18 protein-coding genes and 2 pseudogenes are annotated in these 21,838 nt (G+C 50.2%); 8 read left to right on the forward strand and 12 right to left on the reverse strand.

Features of this window, described 5'->3' with window-relative positions:
• The first annotated feature begins 14 nt into the window (after positions 1-14).
• Together fucO and rhaM are read left to right on the forward strand one after the other, a co-directional pair.
• On the forward strand, positions 15-1,163 hold the full coding sequence (fucO, locus tag AACU94_RS19720; protein WP_130215230.1) for a lactaldehyde reductase: 1,149 nt from the start codon (positions 15-17) through the stop codon (positions 1,161-1,163).
• On the forward strand, positions 1,160-1,474 hold the full coding sequence (rhaM, locus tag AACU94_RS19725; RefSeq protein ID WP_130215228.1) for an L-rhamnose mutarotase: 315 nt from the start codon (positions 1,160-1,162) through the stop codon (positions 1,472-1,474). The genes fucO and rhaM overlap by 4 nt, the downstream gene beginning before the upstream one ends.
• Positions 1,475-1,568: 94 nt before the next feature.
• Here rhaM and AACU94_RS19730 read toward each other — a convergent pair whose 3' ends face one another.
• Positions 1,569-2,309: a MipA/OmpV family protein gene (locus AACU94_RS19730; RefSeq protein WP_135488491.1), complete on the reverse strand. Its 741-nt coding sequence runs from the start codon at positions 2,307-2,309 to the stop codon at positions 1,569-1,571.
• A 124-nt stretch (positions 2,310-2,433) separates the two neighbouring features.
• Here AACU94_RS19730 and AACU94_RS19735 point away from each other — a divergent pair, with 124 nt between their 5' ends.
• Positions 2,434-3,408: a LysR family transcriptional regulator gene (locus tag AACU94_RS19735; protein ID WP_130206642.1), complete on the forward strand. Its 975-nt coding sequence runs from the start codon at positions 2,434-2,436 to the stop codon at positions 3,406-3,408.
• On the opposite strand, the pseudogene AACU94_RS19740 reads toward AACU94_RS19735, so the two are convergent.
• From AACU94_RS19740 to AACU94_RS19785, 10 genes and pseudogenes are all read right to left on the reverse strand, one after another.
• Positions 3,405-4,541: pseudogene (locus tag AACU94_RS19740) on the reverse strand (HlyD family secretion protein). The gene AACU94_RS19735 and the pseudogene AACU94_RS19740 overlap by 4 nt on opposite strands.
• Positions 4,542-4,546: 5 nt before the next feature.
• Positions 4,547-4,870, reverse strand: coding sequence for a DUF3302 domain-containing protein (locus AACU94_RS19745; RefSeq protein ID WP_130215222.1), 324 nt, complete (start codon positions 4,868-4,870; stop codon positions 4,547-4,549).
• A gap of 544 nt (positions 4,871-5,414) precedes the next feature.
• Entirely contained in the window at positions 5,415-6,953 is a 1,539-nt protein-coding gene (gene aldB, locus AACU94_RS19750; RefSeq protein WP_000183976.1) for an aldehyde dehydrogenase AldB, read from the reverse strand.
• A gap of 107 nt (positions 6,954-7,060) precedes the next feature.
• Entirely contained in the window at positions 7,061-8,356 is a 1,296-nt protein-coding gene (locus AACU94_RS19755) for a Fic family protein (protein ID WP_130215218.1), read from the reverse strand.
• Positions 8,357-8,475: 119 nt separating this feature from the next.
• Positions 8,476-9,627, reverse strand: a pseudogene (yiaY, locus tag AACU94_RS19760) (L-threonine dehydrogenase).
• 189 nt (positions 9,628-9,816) lie between these two features.
• Positions 9,817-11,661: a selenocysteine-specific translation elongation factor gene (selB, locus tag AACU94_RS19765; RefSeq protein WP_135488493.1), complete on the reverse strand. Its 1,845-nt coding sequence runs from the start codon at positions 11,659-11,661 to the stop codon at positions 9,817-9,819.
• Entirely contained in the window at positions 11,658-13,049 is a 1,392-nt protein-coding gene (selA, locus tag AACU94_RS19770) for an L-seryl-tRNA(Sec) selenium transferase (protein ID WP_135488494.1), read from the reverse strand. The genes selB and selA overlap by 4 nt, the downstream gene beginning before the upstream one ends.
• Positions 13,050-13,146: 97 nt before the next feature.
• Entirely contained in the window at positions 13,147-13,755 is a 609-nt protein-coding gene (locus AACU94_RS19775; RefSeq protein WP_135488495.1) for a glutathione S-transferase, read from the reverse strand.
• A 70-nt stretch (positions 13,756-13,825) separates the two neighbouring features.
• Positions 13,826-14,962, reverse strand: a complete 1,137-nt coding sequence (locus tag AACU94_RS19780) for an HlyD family secretion protein (protein ID WP_000364939.1) — start codon at positions 14,960-14,962, stop codon at positions 13,826-13,828.
• A 2-nt stretch (positions 14,963-14,964) separates the two neighbouring features.
• Entirely contained in the window at positions 14,965-15,327 is a 363-nt protein-coding gene (locus AACU94_RS19785) for a DUF3302 domain-containing protein (RefSeq protein WP_130215208.1), read from the reverse strand.
• A 535-nt stretch (positions 15,328-15,862) separates the two neighbouring features.
• Here AACU94_RS19785 and mtlA point away from each other — a divergent pair.
• The 3 genes from mtlA (at position 15,863) to mtlR (ending at position 19,735) form a co-directional block, all read left to right on the forward strand.
• Positions 15,863-17,776, forward strand: coding sequence for a PTS mannitol transporter subunit IICBA (gene mtlA, locus AACU94_RS19790; protein WP_135385261.1), 1,914 nt, complete (start codon positions 15,863-15,865; stop codon positions 17,774-17,776).
• 226 nt (positions 17,777-18,002) lie between these two features.
• Complete coding sequence (mtlD, locus tag AACU94_RS19795) at positions 18,003-19,148, forward strand: mannitol-1-phosphate 5-dehydrogenase (protein ID WP_130222402.1); 1,146 nt, start codon at positions 18,003-18,005, stop codon at positions 19,146-19,148.
• Positions 19,148-19,735 (forward strand): mannitol operon repressor MtlR, encoded by a 588-nt coding sequence (gene mtlR, locus AACU94_RS19800; RefSeq protein WP_130206672.1) that lies wholly within the window; start codon positions 19,148-19,150, stop codon positions 19,733-19,735. Before mtlD ends, mtlR begins: the two co-directional genes overlap by 1 nt.
• Before the next feature lie 4 nt (positions 19,736-19,739).
• Here the strand turns inward: mtlR and yibT are convergent, their stop codons facing one another.
• Positions 19,740-19,949: a protein YibT gene (gene yibT, locus AACU94_RS19805; RefSeq protein WP_130215337.1), complete on the reverse strand. Its 210-nt coding sequence runs from the start codon at positions 19,947-19,949 to the stop codon at positions 19,740-19,742.
• Between the two features lie 268 nt (positions 19,950-20,217).
• On the opposite strand from yibT, the gene AACU94_RS19810 reads away from it, so the two are divergent.
• Together AACU94_RS19810 and AACU94_RS19815 are read left to right on the forward strand one after the other, a co-directional pair.
• On the forward strand, positions 20,218-20,580 hold the full coding sequence (locus tag AACU94_RS19810; RefSeq protein WP_000665676.1) for a YibL family ribosome-associated protein: 363 nt from the start codon (positions 20,218-20,220) through the stop codon (positions 20,578-20,580).
• A gap of 536 nt (positions 20,581-21,116) precedes the next feature.
• On the forward strand, positions 21,117-21,800 hold the full coding sequence (locus tag AACU94_RS19815; protein WP_135488496.1) for a DUF3251 domain-containing protein: 684 nt from the start codon (positions 21,117-21,119) through the stop codon (positions 21,798-21,800).
• Positions 21,801-21,838 lie beyond the last annotated feature (38 nt).

Here is a 21,838-nt window from a genome sequence, read left to right on the forward strand (position 1 = left end):
TAAGGAGAATAATCATGAGTTTTATGTTGGCATTACCGAAAATCAGCCTGCATGGCGCTGGGGCAATTGGCGATATGGTAAACCTGGTTGCGAATAAGCAGTGGGGAAAAGCACTGATCGTTACCGATGGGCAACTGGTTAAGTTGGGATTGCTGAACAGTCTGTTCACCGCGCTGGATCAACACGAAATGTCTTACCACCTATTTGATAAGGTCTTTCCAAACCCCACCGAAGAACTGGTGCAAAAAGGCTACGCTGCATTTCAGGACGCCGCATGTGATTACATTATTGCTTTCGGTGGCGGTAGCCCGATTGATACCGCAAAAGCCGTAAAAATCCTTACCGCTAATCCAGGCCCTTCTACTGCTTACTCTGGCATTGGCAAAGTAAGAAACCCAGGCGTGCCGCTGGTGGCGATCAATACTACTGCCGGAACCGCTGCTGAGATGACCAGCAATGCGGTGATCATCGACACTGCGCGGCAAGTGAAAGAAGTCATCATCGATCCGAATATTATTCCTGATATCGCCGTGGATGATGCCAGTGTAATGCTGGAGATCCCGGCCTCCGTTACCGCTGCCACCGGTATGGACGCACTAACCCATGCCATAGAAGCCTATGTTTCCGTTGGCGCCCATCCGCTAACTGATGCCAACGCGCTGGAAGCTATCCGCCTGATTTCTCTGTGGCTGCCGAAGGCGGTAGAAGATGGTCATAATCTGGAAGCTCGCGAACAGATGGCTTTCGGGCAATATCTGGCGGGAATGGCTTTTAACAGCGCGGGACTGGGGCTGGTTCACGCACTGGCGCATCAGCCCGGTGCTACCCACAACCTGCCACACGGGGTGTGTAATGCCATCTTGTTGCCAGTAATCGAAAACTTTAACCGCCCGAATGCCATCGCACGCTTTGCCCGTATCGCCCAGGCGATGGGGGTCGATACGCGCGGGATGAGTGATGAAGCGGCAAGTCTGGAAGCAATTAATGCCATTCGAGTCTTGAGCCATCGCGTGGGTATACCTGCGGGATTTAGTCAACTTGGCATCAGCAAAAAGGATATCGAAGGCTGGTTAGATAAAGCCCTGGCCGACCCATGCGCACCATGTAACCCACGTACCGCCAGCCGCGACGAAGTGCGTGAGCTTTATCTGGAGGCGTTATGATCCGCAAAGCCTTTGTTATGCAAGTCAACCCGGACGCTCACGAAGAGTATCAGCGTCGGCATAACCCGATCTGGCCGGAACTGGAAGCTGTATTGAAATCCCACGGCGCGCATAACTACGCCATCTATCTCGACAGCACGCGTAATTTGCTGTTTGCCACGGTAGAGATTGAATCTGAAGAACGGTGGAATGCGGTTGCCAGCACTGAAGTCTGCCAACGTTGGTGGAAGCATATGCAGGACGTGATGCCCGCTAATCCGGATAACAGCCCGGTCAGTAGCGAGCTGAAAGACGTCTTTTACATGGCATAATCCACTGCGGTGCCGGATCCCCCTCCGACACCGCGATGACAATTGATTAATATAGATTTCGCTGACGCAATTTATCCAACATCTCCCGGGTCAATTAAAAACGCCAGCTCACGCCGGTGACAAAAGTAAAACTTTCATTACGGTCAATCATTGGGCTGTTAGTAATCTCTTCTGGCAGCTCACTGTATCCGGCACTCGCCATTAATACGACGTGTTCTCCGATGGGGTATTTTGCCGTCAGGCTGACATATGGCACCCAGGCATCTTGCGCGGTATAACTCGCCAGACCGCTGCGACGAGACTCGCTCTCTGAAATGCCATAGTAATAGTCACTGAAATTCTCGTCATAATAGAGAACGCCAAGAGCAGGTGTCAGCGACAGGCGACCTATCTGCATTTTGTGGAATAACGATAACTCACCTACCCAACCGTTACTGTTATCCAGAACATCAGCCGCCGCAGAAGCTTTCACGGTCCCCCAACGCTCATGGTGATACCAGGCAACTCCCGCCATTGCCGTACTGTCACGCTTATCGAGTTGTTGCATAGCATGGTCGTCATTATCGGCAGGATCAAATTCCAGCGGCATCCAGGATGCGGTCAGGCTAAGTTCATTTTTTTCACTTTGCGACAGAATAAAACCTAACGTGGTCTGGCGGACATAAAAAGAATCGCCCTCATAACTGATCAGCGGAATTGCTTTGGTATTTTCATTATAACCGCGATAAGGCGATTCATTATAAACTGCGCCAGCACCAACAGATAATTCTGTGGCAGTTGCACTTGCCATAAAAGGCATAAAAAATAACGCCACAATATTGCGGTTAATTAACATGTCCGACATTCCATTTTAAATTAAGATAAAAAAGAGTCGGCATAGTAATGCTTACAATTTCTCCGGTGCAAGATTCATATTTATATAGTAATATATAAAATTATATATAAATTGGACTGTTGCGATGACAAAATTACAACTCAAGTACCGGGAGTTAAAAATTATCTCGGTAATCGCTGCCAGTGAAAATATCAGCCATGCGGCTACCGTGCTTGGCATCGCGCAGGCCAATGTCAGTAAATATCTTGCTGATTTTGAATCAAAAGTGGGCTTAAAAGTCTTTGACAGAACCACACGGCAATTGATGCTGACGCCTTTTGGCACCGCGCTATTACCGTACATTAATGATATGCTCGACAGAAACGAGCAGCTTAATAATTTTATTGCAGATTATAAGCATGAGAAACGTGGTCGGGTTACCATCTACGCACCAACTGGCATTATTACCTATTTATCCAAACACGTTATCGACAAAATTAAAGATATCGGTGAAATCACCTTATCGCTAAAAACCTGCAATCTTGAGCGCAACGCCTTTTATGAAGGTGTCGAATTTCCCGATGATTGTGATGTTTTAATCAGCTACGCGCCACCAAAAGATGAATCGCTGGTTGCCAGTTTTATTACGCAATATGCAGTAACCGCCTATGCCAGCCAAACTTATCTTGAGAAACACCCCATTAGCCGACCAGACGAACTTGAACATCACTCCTGTATTTTGATCGACTCGATGATGATCGATGACGCGAATATCTGGCGCTTCAACGTCGCCGGAAGTAAAGAAGTACGTGATTATCGTGTTAAGGGAAATTACGTCTGTGACAATACTCAGTCGGCGCTGGAGCTGGCGCGAAATCACCTGGGGATTGTGTTTGCGCCAGACAAAAGTGTGCAGAGCGACCTGCAAGACGGCACGCTGATCCCCTGCTTTCAGCAACCGTATGAATGGTGGCTGGATCTGGTGGCTATCTTCCGTAAACGGGAATACCAGCCCTGGCGGGTCCAGTATGTGCTGGATGAAATGCTACGTGAAATTCGCCACCAGCTTGCTCAGTCGCAGCAACTGCGACCTGAACAAGCGGCGGAAAACAAAGATTAATGGTCGAGATAAAGGTAATGCACCCAGCTGGTCATGCGTAACAGCACTTTGCGCATAACCGAAACATGGCTGAAATGATCAGAGTAGACCGCCACCTGGGCATAAATACCGTCTGGTAAAGCGCTCAAATCAGTATGCTCATCCAGCTCAATAGTCGCGATAACGCCATCTGAACCCGGCGCTGTGTTTAACGACTGTAAGGTGCCGGTCGACTGATAAGCCCCGCCGGGAACAGCTGGACTGATGGCTGCCAGCTTACCGCTGAAGACCTTACCTGGCAGGGCATTAAACACCACTTCCGCATCATCGCCGGGGGCCAGGCGCAGCAAGGAGTTCTGGCGGAACTGCGCCACAATTTGTCGTTTCTGATCGGGTATAAACACCATTACCGGACGCAGCGGCAGCGACGCGGCATACGTTCCTGGACGAATCAATACCTGGGTCACGTAACCATCGCTCGGCGCACGCACTATCGTCTGCTCAAGGTTATATTTTGCTTCCGCAAGCTGCGCTTTCAGGCTGGCGATTTGTGAATGTTCCCCCCAACACCAGGCTATCCAGTTGGCTCTGGATCTGCTTTTGTTCCGCCGCCGATGACTTCACTGAGCTTCCTGCGCCAGATAATTTTGCCGCGCCACATCGATATCCCGTTCTGAAAACGGGTTTACTTTCGCCTAGCTGCCGCGTGCGTAACGCTGATACTCTTTAGCGAATTTATCCCGCGTGACCTTTGCCTGCTGGGTATTCGCCGCCATCTCATCTAACTCTGCGCCCAATGCCCGTTGCTTATGTTCTGCGGTGACGATATCCGCCATCAGCCGATCCACCCGCGCCTGATAACGCGTCGGGTCCAGTCGGAACAGCACTTCGCCTTTTTTAATCAGCGTATTTTTCTTATCCGTCACTTCAATCACCACGCCTGTCACCTGCGGGACAACAGGAATGGAAATAACCGCTTTTTGCGCTTTAAAGGTGTATGGATGGTTATAGTTCATTAATAGAATTAAGCCGCTGACAATAAATATGCCGCCCAGTGCCGCAGTAGGGATGGTCCATTTATTCACGGGGATTTTAAAAATTTTAAACATTGCCCATGCGAAAGCCACATAGGTCAAAATAATCAGTAAATCCATAAATATTACTCGGTAGAAGGAGCTTTCATATCGGCGAGCTGTTTCTCCAGCCCGGCAATACGCTGTTGCAGTTGCACAACGGATGAATCATGGTTTTGCATTCCCCATCCCCGCTCCGGGCGGTAAAGCGTGGCCCAAATCCACAAAAAGGGCCAGATAACGTGCAGCGTAAAAAGACTCACCCAACCAGCAACATGAATGGCATCGGCATGAGGATGATTACGTTTTTTCGCTATCAGGTAGGGAATATCATGTAAAATAATAATCCCATAGAAGATCACCAGAAATACAAAAATAAGCACTCCCAGTGCAAAATAATCCAGGAACATATTTTCCTCAGAGAATATAAAAAAGAACAATTAACGCATATTATGAAATGCCATGATGCAGTGCAATTTTCTTATTTATATAACGACATATTATTTTTTATATACTTTCTGAAATGTGCTGTCTGGTTTTTCAACAGGCCGAGGTTTATCATATTGAAATAATGGAACTATTGGCCAAGCTAATGAATAACTCCAGTAAAACATCCACAGTACAGATTAAGTGTATTAAACCTTCAATTATCTACCGTTTATTATTGATTGGTCTCGGAACACCAATGGTGATTTACGGCCTGGTTCGCCCGCTCACCATCGAAACGCGAGATTAAACTCCTGGCAAAACACGCCCCAGAAACGCACTTCTGTTGGCGTAGTCTGGGTTATTGCGCACGTAGGTTTAAAACGTAAATTGTAACAACGTGCGCTTTGTTTATGCCGGATGCGGCGTGTACGCCTTATCCGGCCTACGGTCAGGTCCCCGTAGGCATGATAAGACGCGTAAGCGTCGCATCAGGCAATGAATACCCGATGCGATCAGCTTCTTACATCAGAACAGCCCCAACGGTTTATCCGAGTAGCTCACCAGCAGACACTTGGTTTGCTGATAATGCTCCAGCATCATCTTATGGGTTTCGCGTCCGATGCCCGACTGTTTGTAGCCGCCAAACGCTGCGTGTGCCGGGTAGGCATGATAACAGTTGGTCCACACGCGTCCGGCCTGAATGCCGCGCCCCATCTTATAGGCCAGATTGCCGTTGCGACTCCAGACGCCTGCGCCCAGGCCATATTGCGTGTCGTTCGCCAGCTCCAGCGCCTCATCCATCGTTTTGAAGGTGGTTACCGCCAGCACCGGGCCAAATATTTCTTCCTGGAAAACACGCATATTGTTCTGACCAAACAGGATAGTCGGTTCAAGGTAATAACCGTCTTTCAGCTCGCCTTCCAGCAACTTGCGCCGCCCGCCGGTGAGCACATCTGCGCCCTCTTTTTTACCGATATCAATGTAATTGAGGATGGTTTCCAGTTGCCCGTGAGAAACCTGCGCGCCCATTTGCGTCACACTGTCGAGCGGGTTACCGCTACGAATACTTTCAACACGGCGGATGGCGCGTTCCATGAAGCGTTCGTAGATAGACTCTTGCACTAAAGCACGGCTTGGGCAGGTACAGACTTCGCCCTGGTTAAAAGCAAACAATGCAAAGCCTTCCAGCGCCTTATCGAAAAAGGCATCTTCTTCATCCATCACGTCAGCAAAGAAGATATTTGGCGATTTGCCGCCCAGCTCCAGGGTTACTGGAATAATGTTTTGCGTGGCGTACTGCATAATCTGCTGACCCACTTCCGTTGAGCCAGTAAATGCCACTTTGGCGATGCGTTTCGAGGTCGCCAGATATTCGCCAATTTCGCCGCCCGCACCGTTGACCACGTTCACCACGCCCGGCGGCAGTAAATCACCGACGATTTCCATTAGCAGCAGTACAGAAAGCGGGGTAAGTCGTGCGGGTTTCAGCACCACGCAGTTGCCCGCCGCCAGCGCGGGAGCCATTTTCCAGCTCGCCATCAGCAGCGGGAAGTTCCACGGGATAATCTGCCCCACCACACCTAACGGTTCGTGGAAGTGATAAGCCACGGTTTCGCTATCAACTTCACTGATCCCGCCTTCCTGCGCCCGAATACACGAGGCGAAATAGCGGAAATGGTCAATCGCCAGCGGCACATCGGCAGCACTGGTTTCGCGAATGGGTTTGCCGTTATCCCAGGTTTCAGCCGTCGCTAACAGCTCGAGGTTCTGCTCCATCCGATCGGCAATCTTGAACAGAATCGCTGCGCGATCCTGCACCGAGGTATGCGCCCATTTATCTTTCACTTTATGCGCAGCATCCAGCGCCAGATCGATATCTCGTTTGCCCGAAGACGCCACTTCGCACAACAACTGCCCGGTTACCGGCGTCAGGTTCTGGTAATACTCGCCATCGGCGGGCGCGACCCACTCGCCGCCAATAAAGTTGTCATAGCGGGCTTTTAACTTGAGGGGGAAACCATACTCGCCGGGCTTAATCTGTGCTGAAGGGGGATTGTTGGTCATGATCGTCTCCTTGCGGTGTGAGGTATAACAAGGGTAGACGTGACTGGCGAAATCTTCGCCAGTCGGTAACAGCTTTACGACGGCTATCACGAATTTACTGGCAAGGACTACAGCGGGTAATGTGCGACGTACACTACTTGCTGGTCATTAATTTTCTTCTCTTGCGCAAATCCTTCTTTAACAATCGTCCGTAAATCAGTTCGCGCTGTATTATCAGAGACGCCCAGACTCGCGCTGGTTTCAGAAACTGTGTACTCTTTCCCCGGATTGGCGAGCATCACATTCAGAAGCGTCACCTGACGCGGATTCAGTCGCCTAAGCACACCAGAACTGAACAATAGGCGGTCAAGTTTTGCGCTTCGTTGCATAATTTCATCAATATGCTGCTGCCAGTTTTGCACAGCACGTTTAATGACACCCGCCTGATATTCAAGGAAATAAGTCAGATCCATACCATCTGATTCAGTGTACTGGTAGCTGGCGGCATATTTGACTGGTGCAACATGAAGCAAACGGCTGATGGAAATATATTTAAAGACATCGTAGCCCGATTTCAGCATATACCAGTAAAACAGCGCCCGACTGGTGCGCCCGTTGCCATCGCGAAACGGATGCTCATGGGCCAGCATAAAATGCAGAATGCAGGCGCGGACCAGCGGGTGAATATACCCTTCATGGCTGTTTAACCACTGGCAAACTTTTTCCAGTCGTTCCGGCAACAATGCCGCAGCGGGCGGTTGATGCACAATATTGCCGTCATAATCGGCGATCACGACATCATCTGTTTCACGAAATTCACCCGGACGATATTTCGCGTCATTTATTCCTCCCATACCAATAGCATGTAACTGACGTATAAGCGCAGGTGTAAGCTGTTCTGTCAGTAATTGCGGAATTTCCGCCATCAGCCGGGCATTTCCCGCAATCATATGCTCGTCTTCAGTGCGCGGCGCCCGCCCTGTTTCCAGCATTTTTCTCGCCACCAGCGTCGTGGTATTCGCACCTTCCAGTTGGGAACTGGTGATCGGCTCTTCCAGGCGTAACTGGCTTAACTCGGCGCCCGCCCCGCGTAACCGTTCAGTCTGATCTTTCAGCGCCAGCGCGGTGGCATGTTTGTCGACAAGCTCGCACGCTTCTGCAATCACTGGCGTAATGTTGAATCCGGCCTGCTCACCCGCTTCATTGCAATAATTGATTCGCTGGATCGCCGCGTTGCGCGCCAGCCGGGTAAGCGTCCACGCCACTTCAATGTTTTCCCCTTTTTTGATGCGGTACTGCAACTCATCAAAAGGCAGATAACGTCCTTTTTCATCGGTAACACGGTTAAAGCGTAAGTGGGCCTGGAGTTCCTCACCCGATAAGTGTGATAAAGGAATCAGTCTGGGAGGTGATTTGATAGCCATTTGCTTATCTCAAAAAAGCGCAATATTGAGATAGTGTATAGCAGACTAAAGAAACTATCTCAAAAATCGCAAATTTTGAGATAGCGACTGACAACACGCCAGCCGCAGGAGAATGGGGATTACATTGCAGCGCGATAAATCGCCACAATTTCTTCTTCAGTTGCCTGAATCGGGTTAGTAAAGCCACAAGCGTCTTTCAGGGCATTGCTTGCCAGCTCCGGGAAATCTTCTTCTTTAACGTTCAGGTCACGCAGACCTGCCGGGATATCCACTTTCTTCGCCAGGTCGCGAATCGCGTTAATACAGGCTTCTGCCCCTTCAGCATCATTTTTACCTGTGACGTTAACGCCCATCGCCGCGGCGCAGTCACGCAAACGTGATGCAACAACTTTGCTGTTATATAACTGCACGTGCGGCAGCAGAATGGCATTACAAACGCCGTGCGGCAGATCGTAAAAGCCACCTAACTGATGCGCCATCGCATGAACATAACCCAGAGAAGCGTTATTGAATGCCATCCCTGCGAGGAACTGGGCATAAGCCATTGCTTCACGCGCTTTAGCGTTGCTGCCATCTTCGACGGCTAACGGTAGATTTTCCGCAATCATGGTCATTGCTTTCAGCGCGCAGGCATCCGTAATTGGCGTTGCCGCAATAGACACATACGCTTCGATGGCATGAGTGAGAGCATCCATCCCGGTAGCCGCGGTCAGTGACTTAGGCATACCGATCATCAGCGAGGAATCATTAACCGAAAACAGCGGGGTAACGTGTTTATCCACAATCGCCATTTTGATATGTCTCACTTCGTCGGTGATGATGCAAAAACGGGTCATTTCAGATGCTGTACCCGCCGTGGTATTAATGGCAATCATCGGCAACTGTGGTTTTGCAGAGCGGTCTACGCCTTCATAATCACGGATATCCCCACCGTTAGCGGCTACCAGTGCAATACCTTTTGCGCAGTCGTGAGGAGAACCGCCGCCTAAGGAGATCACGCTGTCGCAGTTATTTTCCTTCAACATTTTCAAACCTTCTGCGACATTCTTCGTGGTCGGATTAGGTTGGGTACCCTAATAAATAATGCTAAAAATATTGCGGTCATATAAGGCTTTTTGTACCTCTCCCGCCATACCTAATTTCGCTAGCATACTGTCAGTAACAATTAATATACGGCGAAAACCATATTCCGCCATCATATTCAGCGCATCTTTTAAAGAATCTTCGCCAATGACATTAACAGAAGGAATAAAAAATGTAGAAGCTGCCATAACAAACTCCAGAACGAGGATAAAAGGGCGGGCAGCTTACAGAGGATTTATATTTAAAAAGTTGATCGATATTATTCTTTTTAGAATCGTATATTAAAAAAAGCACATTAGACTCATGTTCTAATGCGCTTTTTCAAAATTTATAAGACTTTTAAAGTAATTCGTATTTAATATGAATTAATCATTATCTTATTTATGCGGAAATAATAATGCGTCGCGCAATAAATGATCATTTCCGCGACGCCGCGTAAAGCCAATGCGGTCAAAATATTCCAGGATTTGAATCGCCAGTTTTCGCCCAACCCCTAAGCGATCGCGGAAATCCGCCGCGCAGGTTGAACCACATTCCTGATCGAGATCGCGGATCATATTGGCAAACTCGACAATCCGATCGTTACGGTAATAACGATCTTTGACGATCGCGGTAATTATCCCCTGTTGGGCCGCCTGGCGTAGCGTCAGACGCATTGCCTGCTCGTCGGTTCCCGTCTCTTTTGCCAGGTCACGCACCCACCACGGCTCGTCACCAAACAGCGGCTCTGCTTTTTGCCAGATGGCCTGCTGCTCTTCGCTGAAGCCCGCTTTGTGATCTGGCAGATGCAACCAGCCGTGATGGCTGTGGATGTCGCCGCTTTCGCGCATCTTTTCAATCAGCAACAGTACCAGCGCTTCATCTTCCATTGGCAACGCCATACGTCGCAGACGTTCGCGCCCAGGACCAGGTTCATCGCGATGTTGCTCATGATAAGTCGCTAATGTGTCGAGAATTTTCCGCTGCCAGCGGGCGGCAACCGGCGCATTCAACAAGCTATAACCAGCCTGAATATAGCCAGGCTGTTGCAGCAGTTCGCGCATCCCTTCGCCGTTGAGCTGGCGCGCCCAGGCGAAATCCGCAAGGTTAACCGCACCGCGCTCCAGATGAACGGTCAGTGCGTCGGCATCACTTTGTGTGCGTGCCAGTGACGCCAGCCATTGCAGATATTCCGGCTTACGTTTACCCCGACGCGGCGGGTTAAGCATCACCACGCGCGCCCCCGCCAACGTGTTGCGGGCAGAGATATCGCGCAGCACCAGGCGATCGTTATCCGCCAGCCACAGCGGCGTGTCGAACACCAGTTCGGCAAGGTTATCTTCCAGCAGCGAAACGCGTCCCGTAACGTGGCTGGCGGCGTGGTGGATATGCAGCGGCTGCCACTGGGTCAGCGGTGTATGAGTTTGAAGCTCGACAATCACCCGTGTGAACGGCTCTGGCGGCACATCGGCAAGCAGCCAGTCGCCACGGTTAATCTGTTCTTTTTCCGCATCACCCGCGATGTTAAGCGCGATACGCTGCCCGGCATGGGCGGTTTCTGTTGGCTGGTTTTGCGCATGCAGCGCACGCACGCGCATCGGTTTATTTACACCCGTCAGCCATAGTGAATCGCCTACCTTCACTTCCCCGCTTAACGCCGTACCAGTGACCACCAGCCCGGCACCTTTTACGGTAAATGCGCGGTCGATAGCGAGGCGGAAACTATGTTGGCTGGCGTGTTCGCGTTCCGGCAACTGAAGCAGATGTTCACGCAGGGCATCAATTCCCCGTCCTTCGGTCGCTGCGGTGATAAACAATTTTGCCTCAGCAAAACCGTATTCCCGCAGCACCTCCTTTACCTGGCGTTCAACCTCATCAACACGCGCTTCGTCCACGCGATCGGCTTTGGTCAGTGCCACTGTCAGCATCGGGTTACCGGTCAGCTGCAAAATCGCCAGATGTTCACGGGTCTGTGCCATCACGCCGTCATCGCACGCCACCACCAACAGCGCGTGATCGATACCACCAACGCCCGCCAGCATGTTGGAAAGAAACTTTTCATGACCGGGAACGTCGATAAAACCAGGCACGCGACCATCCGGCTGCGGCCAGTAGGCATAGCCGAGATCGATGGTCATCCCACGCTTCTTTTCTTCCGGCAGACGGTCAGCATTTACGCCCGTAATCGCCTGTAATAACGTCGTTTTGCCGTGGTCAACGTGTCCGGCAGTCGCAATAATCATTTCAACAACATCTCCAAAAACCGTTGCTCATCTTCAAGGCAGCGTAGGTCCAGCCACAGACGCCCGTCGTAAATGCGCCCAATCACCGGAATCGGCAATTCACGCCAGCGAGCAGCTAATGACTCAAGGTGGCTACCGCGTCCGTCATGAGGCGTAAACGTCAATGCCGCGCTCGGCAGACGATCCACCGGCAGCGAACCACTGCCAATCTGCGAAAGGCATGGCATAACCTGTACCGCAAACTCCGCGCCATAGTGAGCGGCAAGGGGTGCCTGTAACCGTTGCGCCTGGATTTGAATGACCTCTGCGCTGCGAGTAAGCAGACGCAGGGTCGGTAATTTTTCACTCAGTGCTTCAGGGTGTAAATAAAGACGCAACGTGGCTTCCAGCGCCGCGAGAGTCATTTTATCTGCACGTAATGCACGTTTCAGCGGGTGACTCTGCAAACGCGCGATCATCTCTTTTTTACCAACGATAATCCCTGCCTGCGGCCCGCCTAACAGCTTGTCGCCGGAGAAGCTCACCAGACTGACGCCCGCCGCAATCAACTCCTGCGGCATCGGCTCTTTTGGCAAACCATACTGACTGAGATCCACCAGCGAACCACTGCCTAAATCAGTCACCACGGGAACATCCAGTTCTTTGCCGAGCGCCACCAGTTCCGCTTCGTCTATCGCTTTGGTGAAGCCTTGAATGCTGTAATTACTGGTATGCACCTTCATCAGCAGCGCGGTATTTTCATTCACTGCCTGACGATAATCATTCGCGTGCGTGCGGTTGGTGGTCCCCACTTCGTGTAGGGTGCAGCCCGCCTGGCGCATGACGTCAGGAATACGAAACGCGCCGCCAATCTCCACCAGTTCGCCGCGAGAAACCACCACTTCTTTACCACTGGCAGTTGCTGCCAACATCAATAACACCGCCGCCGCATTATTATTGACGATACAGGCATCTTCTGCGCCGGTGATGCGACATAACAACTGCGCCAGCGCACGATCGCGATGTCCGCGTCCGGCGTCATCCAGATCATATTCCAGCGTCACCGGCGAACGCATAACTTGCGTAACAGCCTCAACCGCCGCTTCCGCCTGCAATGCCCGCCCAAGGTTCGTATGCAGCACGGTTCCCGTCAGGTTGATCACCGGACGCAGCGCGCTCTGCGCCTCTTTCGCCAGACGAGCATCAACCTCTTGCGCCCAGTTTTCACACCATGCAGGCAGCGACTGGCTGTCACGAATCATTTCCCGCGCTTCGTCGAGCATTTGACGTAGCAACTCCACGACACGGGTATGACCATAAGTATCACGCAAAGAAAGGAAAGAGCTATCACGCAATAAGCGATCGATAGCTGGAAGTTGACTATAGAGGGAACGCGTTTCGGTTGTCATAGGAAACCAGGCTCATCAAGGCCCTCTCGCACGGAGAAGGGCGTTTAACATAACCACGGATTGTAACGTGAGATGGGTCAGGAGGACATATCGCGCATCAAGCCTTTGGCGGTTCGGTGCGAGCGAAGCTTTCGCGGCTAAAGAGATTCTCGACCAGTTTGACTAAGTGTGGGCGGTCCACACACCAGCCCGGCGCAACGCGGCGGAAATTGAGATACCCGACGGCACAGGCAATGGCGATAGTCGCCAGATTGACTGTATCAGTTTTGAGCGTGCCATCGACCAGATATCCTTCCAGCACATCCAGGCTGCGGTTGATTTTCTCCCGCTGGCGTAACAATTCATCTTCAGACTGCTGCGCCGCCGGACGCGCCCGTTCGCGCACCGATACCAGCCCGGCATCCATAATGCCGTCGGCCAGCGCCTCAATTTTGCGCACTCGCAACGATTCCAAAGGGTCGCGTGGCAACATCGCCGGAGCGACATTCATTAATTCAATATATTCAGCGATGATCGGCGAATCAAACCAGCATTCGCCATCTTCGGTCACCAGCACCGGCACTTTCCCTAACGGGTTAAATTGCGCCACGCCATTGTCCGCCTTATAGGGCAGTTCATTAATAAATTCGAAAGTTATGCCCTTTTCTAACAACAGAATAGAAAGTTTGCGTACAAACGGGCTGGTGTAGCTACCGACGAGTTTCATGCCGAGTCCTTTGTGCGAGGAAAAATATCAGTATGGCCCAGGCTCACGCAAAACACAGGTGATATAAGTCTCAATGATCCAAATAAAGATAATGCATCCAACTGGTCATTCTTAGCAGTACCTTCCGCATCACCGAAACATGGCTGAAATGGTCGGAGTAAACTGCCACCTGGGCGTAGATGCCGTCGGGTAAGGCATCGATATCATCGTTAGGGTCCAGTTCAATGGTTCCCAGCACACCGTCCGTGCCGGGCACGACCGTTAATGATTGCAGTACCCCCTGCGCCTGATACGAACCGCCTGGCACGACAGGTAAAATACTGGTCAGTTTGCCGTGGAACACCTGCCCAGGTAGCGCGTTAAACACTACTTCCGCATCATCGCCGGGTTTCAGACGTAACAGCGAGTTTTGCCGAAATTGGGCGACAATTTGCCGTTTTTGCTCAGGGATGAAAACCATAACCGGACGCAGCGGCAAGGCAGCTGCGTATGTACCTGGGCGGATCAGTACCTGAGTAACGTAGCCATTGCTTGGCGCGCGAATGACGGTCTGCTCAAGGTTATATTTTGCTTCAGTAAGTTGCGCTCTTAAGCTCACAATCTGCGATTGCTCACCGTTGACCATGCTGTCGAGCTGGCTCTGGATCTGCGCCTGCTCCGCCACCGAGCCTTTCACTAACGCATCCTGCGCGAGAAAATTCTGCCGCGCATCGTCGATGTCACGTTCCGAGAACGGATTCACTGCCGCCTGGCTGCCTTTCAGGTAGCGTTGATAATTTTTAAACAGCCGATCGCGCTCCGCTGAAACCTGAGTGGTGTTAGCCTGCGCTTCAGTGAGCTGCGCCCGCAGCGTTTTGATGTTATGCGTCGCCGTCATCAGATCAGCCTGAAGTCTGTCTACTCGCGCCTGGTAACGTACCGGGTCGAGCTTAAAAAGCACCTCGCCCTTCTGAATAAGCTGATTATTTTTATCGGTGACTTCAGTCACGATCCCCGTCACCTGTGGCGTAATGGGGATAGCTATCACTGCCTTTTGCGCCGTAAAAGTGTAAGGATGGTTGTAGTTCATCAACAAAATCAGACCACTCACCAAAAACACACCGCCGAGCGCCGCCGTCGCCAGCGTCCACTGATTCACCGGAATGCGGAAGATTTTAAATACTGCCCACGCCAGCGCCACGTAAGTTAAGACAATCAACAGATCCATGATTAGATCTCCGGAAACGTGGAGTAGTCAGGTTTTTTCTCGGCGGCGAGTTGATGTTCCAGCCGGGAGATACGGTCAGAAAGCGCAGCGATGTCCGGGTCAGGCGCCCTCTCTTGCGGCGTAGTATGCGACTGCATGCCCCAGCCGCGCTCTGGCTGGTAGAGCGTCGCCCAGATCCACAGGAACGGCCAGATAACGTGCAGAGTAAACAGGCTCACCCAGCCCGCCGTATGAATAGCGTCGGCATGGGGATGGTTGCGCTTTTTGGCAATCAGATAAGGGATGTCATGTATCGCGATGATTCCATAAAAAATCACCAGAAAGACGAAGATCAGCACTCCCAACGCGAAATAGTTTAGAAACATAGCTGCCTCGAATTCACGCTTATCAGAGTTGTTATGGGCTGGCAGCCAGATACGCGTCGGGCTGATTATTTGACAATAATCCGGGTTTGCGATTCTCGCCATCACACCGAAGAATAATTTTAAGAAGCGATGAGTTGCTTAGTTACATAACGATTTTATGACTAAGGCATAACATGCTGTAGATCACATCAGGTGAACGCCGTGAGAAAATATCTTGTGATTCAGATCACAAAGATTCAACAAACCGTCAAAATAAAAATGTGACATTACTCACATTTAAATGCCATTTTTAGCGAAAATCGCCGTCTTGTTGCTTTTTTACACAAGCGTTTTGTGATGAACATCACGTCAATTACCTCTCTACCCCCTATATTTATGTGACTGACATCACACAAAAGACCATCAACTGGACAGTTAACCGATTCAGTGCCAGATTTCGCAGTATCTACAAGGTCCGGCTACCTCTGCCGCCACATTAACAAAAAACCTCGGGCTTCCAGCCTGCGCGACAGCAAACATAAGAAGGGGTGTTTTTATGTCATCCGATATTAAGATCAAAGTGCAAAGCTTTGGTCGTTTCCTCAGCAACATGGTGATGCCGAATATCGGCGCGTTTATCGCGTGGGGTATCATCACCGCGTTATTTATTCCAACAGGGTGGTTACCGAACGAAACGCTGGCGAAGCTGGTCGGGCCGATGATCACCTATCTCCTGCCGCTGCTGATCGGTTATACCGGTGGTAAGCTGGTAGGCGGCGAACGTGGCGGCGTAGTCGGTGCCATCACCACCATGGGCGTTATCGTCGGCGCAGATATGCCGATGTTCCTCGGTTCTATGATTGCAGGTCCGCTGGGTGGCTGGTGCATTAAGCATTTCGACCGCTGGGTAGACGGTAAAATCAAATCCGGTTTTGAGATGCTGGTGAACAACTTCTCTGCCGGTATCATGGGGATGATCCTCGCTATTCTGGCATTCATGGGGATTGGTCCGCTGGTTGAAGCCCTGTCCAAAATGCTGGCTGCGGGCGTTAACTTCATGGTTGTCCATGACATGCTGCCGCTGGCGTCCATCTTTGTTGAGCCAGCGAAAATCCTGTTCCTCAACAACGCCATTAACCACGGTATCTTCTCGCCGCTGGGTATTCAGCAGTCCCATGAGATGGGTAAATCCATCTTCTTCCTGATTGAAGCTAACCCGGGTCCGGGTATGGGCGTGCTGCTGGCGTACATGTTCTTTGGTCGTGGTAGCGCTAAACAGTCTGCGGGCGGTGCGGCAATCATCCACTTCCTGGGTGGTATCCACGAAATTTACTTCCCGTATGTGTTGATGAATCCGCGTCTGATTCTGGCCGTTATCCTCGGCGGTATGACTGGCGTGTTCACGCTGACTATTCTGGGCGGTGGTCTGGTTTCTCCGGCATCTCCGGGTTCTATCCTCGCGGTACTGGCGATGACGCCAAAAGGTGCTTACTTCGCTAACATCGCAGGTGTGTGTGCGGCGATGGCAGTGTCCTTCGTTGTCTCTGCTATTTTGCTGAAAACCAGCAAAGTAAAAGAAGAAGATGATATTGAAGCTGCAGCACGTCGCGTTCAGGAAATGAAAGCTGAGTCTAAAGGCGCGTCTCCGCTGTCTGCTGGCGATGTGACTAACGACCTGAGCCACGTACGTAAAATCATCGTTGCCTGTGATGCCGGTATGGGTTCCAGTGCGATGGGCGCAGGTGTGCTGCGTAAGAAAATTCAGGATGCAGGTCTGTCGCAGATTTCAGTTACCAACAGCGCGATCAACAACCTGCCGCCGGATGTGGACCTGGTCATCACTCACCGTGATCTGACCGAACGCGCTATGCGCCAGGTTCCGCAGGCACAGCATATTTCGCTGACTAACTTCCTCGACAGCGGCCTGTACACCAGCCTGACTGAACGTCTGGTTGCTGCCCAGCGTCATACTGAAAACGAAGAGAAAGTAAAAGACAGCCTGAAAGACAGCTTTGACGATTCCAGCGCCAACTTGTTTAAGCTCGGTGCAGAGAACATCTTCCTCGGTCGCAAAGCGGCAACCAAAGAAGAAGCGATTCGTTTTGCTGGCGAACAACTGGTGAAAGGCGGTTATGTTGAGCCGGAATACGTACAGGCGATGCTGGATCGTGAAAAACTGACCCCGACTTATCTGGGTGAGTCTATCGCCGTGCCGCACGGTACGGTTGAAGCGAAAGATCGCGTGCTGAAAACGGGCGTGGTGTTCTGCCAGTACCCGGAAGGCGTGCGCTTCGGTGAAGAAGAAGATGACATTGCCCGTCTGGTGATTGGTATTGCAGCCCGTAACAACGAGCACATTCAGGTTATCACCAGCCTGACCAACGCACTGGATGATGAGTCCGTCATCGAGCGTCTGGCACACACCACCAGCGTGGATGAAGTGCTGGAACTGCTGGCAGGTCGTAAGTAATCCAGGCCCACCCTCTCCACATGGAGACGGTGGGGCTGATTGCCTGATGCGCTTCGCTTATCAGGCCTACAAAACAAAGCGCAGTTTGTTGAGTTTGCACGATTGTAGGCCGGATAAGGCGTTTACGCCGCATCCGGCGCTGCCCCTCTCCACATGGAGAGGGTTTGGGTGAGGGAAATGCCTCACCCCAGCCTCTCGGGTAAAAACATTGATGAAGGTTAATACTATGAAAGCATTACATTTTGGCGCAGGTAATATCGGTCGTGGCTTTATCGGTAAACTGCTGGCGGACGCGGGTATCCAACTGACGTTTGCCGATGTAAATCAGGTGGTGCTTGATGCCCTGAATGCCCGTCATAGCTATCAGGTTCATGTGGTCGGCGAAACCGAGCAGGTGGATACCGTTTCCGGTGTAAATGCCGTCAGCAGCATTGGTGATGATGTCGTTGATCTGATTGCTCAGGTTGATTTGGTCACTACCGCCGTTGGCCCGGTCGTGCTGGAACGTATAGCTCCTGCCATCGCCAAAGGGCTGGTGAAACGTAAAGAACAAGGTAATGAATCCCCGCTGAACATCATCGCCTGTGAAAACATGGTACGCGGCACCACGCAGCTGAAAGGCCATGTGATGAACGCCCTGCCGGAAGACGCCAAAGCGTGGGTAGAAGAGCATGTTGGCTTTGTCGATTCCGCCGTTGACCGCATCGTACCGCCTTCCGCTTCTGCAACTAACGATCCGCTGGAAGTCACGGTAGAAACCTTCAGCGAATGGATTGTTGATAAAACCCAGTTCAAAGGCACACTGCCGGACATCCCAGGTATGGAATTAACAGACAACCTGATGGCATTTGTCGAACGTAAACTCTTCACCCTGAACACCGGTCATGCTATAACCGCGTACCTCGGAAAACTGGCGGGCCATCAGACCATTCGTGATGCGATTCTCGACGAGAAAATCCGTGCAGTGGTAAAAGGTGCGATGGAAGAAAGCGGTGCGGTACTGATCAAGCGCTATGGCTTTGATGCTGACAAACATGCAGCGTACATCCAGAAAATCCTCGGTCGTTTTGAAAACCCGTATCTGAAGGATGATGTGGAGCGCGTAGGGCGTCAGCCGCTGCGTAAACTGAGCGCTGGTGACCGCCTGGTAAAACCGCTGTTGGGTACGCTGGAGTATGGTTTGCCGCACAAAAACCTGATTGAAGGTATCGCCGCTGCAATGCACTTCCGTAGTGAAGATGATCCGCAGGCGCAGGAACTGGCGGCGCTGATTACCGAGAAAGGCCCGCAGGAAGCGCTGGCGCAAATTTCCGGGCTTGATGCTAACAGCGAGGTAGTCGCTGAAGCAGTCACGGCTTATAACGCAAAATAATGGTAGACCAGGCGCAGAAAACCCTGCGCCTGAACAACAGATTGTCAGATATGCAGGCAACAATGGAACAAACCCAGGCCTTTGAAAACCGTGTGCTTGAGCGTCTGAATGCTGGCAAAACCGTGCGAAGCTTTTTGATCACCGCCGTTGATCTCCTGACCGAGGCGGTGAATCTTCTGGTGCTTCAGGTATTCCGCAAAGACGATTACGCGGTGAAGTATGCTGTAGAACCGTTACTCGACGGCGATGGTCCGCTGGGCGACCTTTCCGTGCGCTTAAAGCTGATTTATGGGCTTGGCGTGATTAGCCGCAACGAATATGAAGATGCGGAACTCTTGATGGCGCTACGTGAAGAGCTGAATCACGACGGTAACGAATACGCCTTTACCGATGATGAAATTATTGGGCCATTTGGCGAGCTGCACTGCGTGGCGGCGATCCCACCGCCGCCACAATTTGAACCAACGGATTCCAGTTTGTATGCGATGCAAATTCAGCGTTACCAACAAGCTGTGCGTTCAACAATGGTCCTTTCACTGACAGAGCTGATTTCCAAAATCAGCTTAAAAAAAGCCTTTCAAAAGTAAGCGATTACTGCTTCTCAACCTGCTTCGGCTGATAAAGTCGGCGATAATATTCCAGACGCTGGAGATATAACGGCACGCTTTCCTCAGGTATATCGGACGGAATCGCGTTACGAGGGGGAAGTTTATTCAGATACTCCCGAAACGCCTGACTTGATGCCATGAAATCTACGGCTTTATCGATAAAAAGCGGAACGTTTTCACCTATTTTGCCCATCATAATATCTCCGTATTACCCCGCGCCGGGAATGCGCGGCCGCCAATTTTAGTTTAGATCCCGAACTGAATGACATTAAGGAAAACGTGCGAAATCCACAACGCCCTCCCCCAACAACAAAGAATACTCTTATTAATCAATAAATTATGAAATTTACGAACACAAGATTTGTTGCCCAACAAAACTATTACAACACCATCAGTTGTGAACAAAGCACCCCGTCGCGCATACTAGGGACTATAAATTTATCTTTATCAGAAGCCATCACATGAAAGAAGTCGAAAAAAACGAAATCAAACGTCTCAGCGATCGTCTGGACGCCATCCGCCACCAGCAGGCTGACCTGTCGCTGGTTGAAGCCGCAGACAAATATGCCGAGCTGGAAAAAGAGAAAGCCACGCTGGAAGCTGAAATTGCGCGTCTGCGCGAAGTTCATAGCCAGAAACTCAGTAAAGAAGCACAAAAGCTGATGAAGATGCCGTTCCAGCGCGCGATTACCAAAAAAGAACAAGCTGATATGGGCAAGCTGAAGAAGAGTGTTCGCGGACTGGTGGTTGTGCACCCAATGACCGCACTGGGCCGTGAAATGGGCCTGGAAGAGATGACAGGGTTCTCAAAGACTGCCTTCTGATCAATGTAATCACCGCTTCCTCTATTTTTACTCGCTCCTGCTGACACATGCAGGAGCTGGTTTCAGATACCGAATATCGTTAACATTCTTAACATTGCATGTTCAATGTTGCCCGCTCGCTTGCCTCATTGTCACAGGCTAAATTCTGAAAATATTCTGCGTAATAAAAGCACTATATATAAATATTAAATATGATTATTCGTGTATTAATGCTTAATTATTTATATTTTCCAACCATCATCACATTTATTTTCCCAAAACATCCACCATACAAATATTAACGTCTTACCCTCCTCACTTTTACTCCGTTAACCATTTGACATTGATTGACACCGATCATTAAAATTCGCACGATTTACTCATTATCATCGACAAACCTAAACAATTTGACATTTAATAACACATTCTCAATGCCCATTAACTCAAAAATTCTCTCATATATTTTTATTGTGAATGTAAAACATTAAATCATTCATATAAAAAATAATTATATCGTAGTCATCAACGCATCAGGATTATGAAAAGGAATTCATCCTATGAGCATAAAAAAAGCACTATTAAGCATGTTAACAATATCATCACTCTGCGCATTAACGGGGTGTGACTATATTGAAAAAGTAAACTCAATCGACCAGTTTGCCAAACAGCAAGCGTTGCAACAAAGTCAAATAGACGCGCTAAAAAAGCAGCAAGAACAATATAAAAGTAAAATTGAACTTTTTGAAAAACAACAAAATAGCATCATAACCAGTACCCAAACGCTTGCCAGCGTCGTGAAATCAGTCAAGGACAAGCAGGATGAATTCGTCTTCACTGAATTTAACCCAGCACAAACACAATACTTCATTTTAAATAACGGCTCAGTCGGTTTAGCAGGACGAATATTGTCTATTGATGCCGTGGAAAATGGCAGCGTCATTCGTATTTCACTGGTCAACTTATTAAGCGTTCCCGTATCTAATATTGGTTTCCATGCCACGTGGGGAAATGAAAAACCTGCCGATACTAAAGACTTAGCCAAATGGCAACAATTGCTTTTCAGCACCTCAATGAACTCCTCACTGAAATTATTACCAGGTCAATGGCAAGACATTAACCTGACGTTGAAAGGCGTATCACCCAATAATTTGAAATACCTGAAACTCGCCATCAATATGGCAAATCTTCAGTTCGACGACCTTCACTCTGCTGCATCTCAGCAGCGAAAAAGCAAAAAATAAATGCAGCTTCTGCGCTTATATCAAGGAATAGAGAGCAT

Origin of the sequence: Escherichia sp. E4702, from assembly GCF_963883545.1 — a bacterium.
Taxonomy (GTDB): domain Bacteria; phylum Pseudomonadota; class Gammaproteobacteria; order Enterobacterales; family Enterobacteriaceae; genus Escherichia.

What these genes read in the sequence shown, in the direction of transcription:
- mtlA (WP_135385261.1), top strand. Translation starts at nt 15,863, where the DNA reads ATGTCATCCGATATTAAGATCAAAGTGCAAAGCTTTGGTCGTTTCCTC.
- AACU94_RS19780 (WP_000364939.1), bottom strand. Translation starts at nt 14,962, where the DNA reads ATGGATCTGTTGATTGTCTTAACTTACGTGGCGCTGGCGTGGGCAGTA.
- AACU94_RS19815 (WP_135488496.1), top strand. Translation starts at nt 21,117, where the DNA reads ATGAGCATAAAAAAAGCACTATTAAGCATGTTAACAATATCATCACTC.
- mtlR (WP_130206672.1), top strand. Translation starts at nt 19,148, where the DNA reads ATGGTAGACCAGGCGCAGAAAACCCTGCGCCTGAACAACAGATTGTCA.
- aldB (WP_000183976.1), bottom strand. Translation starts at nt 6,953, where the DNA reads ATGACCAACAATCCCCCTTCAGCACAGATTAAGCCCGGCGAGTATGGT.
- fucO (WP_130215230.1), top strand. Translation starts at nt 15, where the DNA reads ATGAGTTTTATGTTGGCATTACCGAAAATCAGCCTGCATGGCGCTGGG.
- AACU94_RS19785 (WP_130215208.1), bottom strand. Translation starts at nt 15,327, where the DNA reads ATGTTTCTAAACTATTTCGCGTTGGGAGTGCTGATCTTCGTCTTTCTG.
- rhaM (WP_130215228.1), top strand. Translation starts at nt 1,160, where the DNA reads ATGATCCGCAAAGCCTTTGTTATGCAAGTCAACCCGGACGCTCACGAA.
- mtlD (WP_130222402.1), top strand. Translation starts at nt 18,003, where the DNA reads ATGAAAGCATTACATTTTGGCGCAGGTAATATCGGTCGTGGCTTTATC.
- selB (WP_135488493.1), bottom strand. Translation starts at nt 11,661, where the DNA reads ATGATTATTGCGACTGCCGGACACGTTGACCACGGCAAAACGACGTTA.
- AACU94_RS19735 (WP_130206642.1), top strand. Translation starts at nt 2,434, where the DNA reads ATGACAAAATTACAACTCAAGTACCGGGAGTTAAAAATTATCTCGGTA.
- AACU94_RS19810 (WP_000665676.1), top strand. Translation starts at nt 20,218, where the DNA reads ATGAAAGAAGTCGAAAAAAACGAAATCAAACGTCTCAGCGATCGTCTG.
- AACU94_RS19775 (WP_135488495.1), bottom strand. Translation starts at nt 13,755, where the DNA reads ATGAAACTCGTCGGTAGCTACACCAGCCCGTTTGTACGCAAACTTTCT.
- selA (WP_135488494.1), bottom strand. Translation starts at nt 13,049, where the DNA reads ATGACAACCGAAACGCGTTCCCTCTATAGTCAACTTCCAGCTATCGAT.
- AACU94_RS19730 (WP_135488491.1), bottom strand. Translation starts at nt 2,309, where the DNA reads ATGTTAATTAACCGCAATATTGTGGCGTTATTTTTTATGCCTTTTATG.
- yibT (WP_130215337.1), bottom strand. Translation starts at nt 19,949, where the DNA reads ATGGGCAAAATAGGTGAAAACGTTCCGCTTTTTATCGATAAAGCCGTA.
- AACU94_RS19745 (WP_130215222.1), bottom strand. Translation starts at nt 4,870, where the DNA reads ATGTTCCTGGATTATTTTGCACTGGGAGTGCTTATTTTTGTATTTCTG.
- AACU94_RS19755 (WP_130215218.1), bottom strand. Translation starts at nt 8,356, where the DNA reads ATGGCTATCAAATCACCTCCCAGACTGATTCCTTTATCACACTTATCG.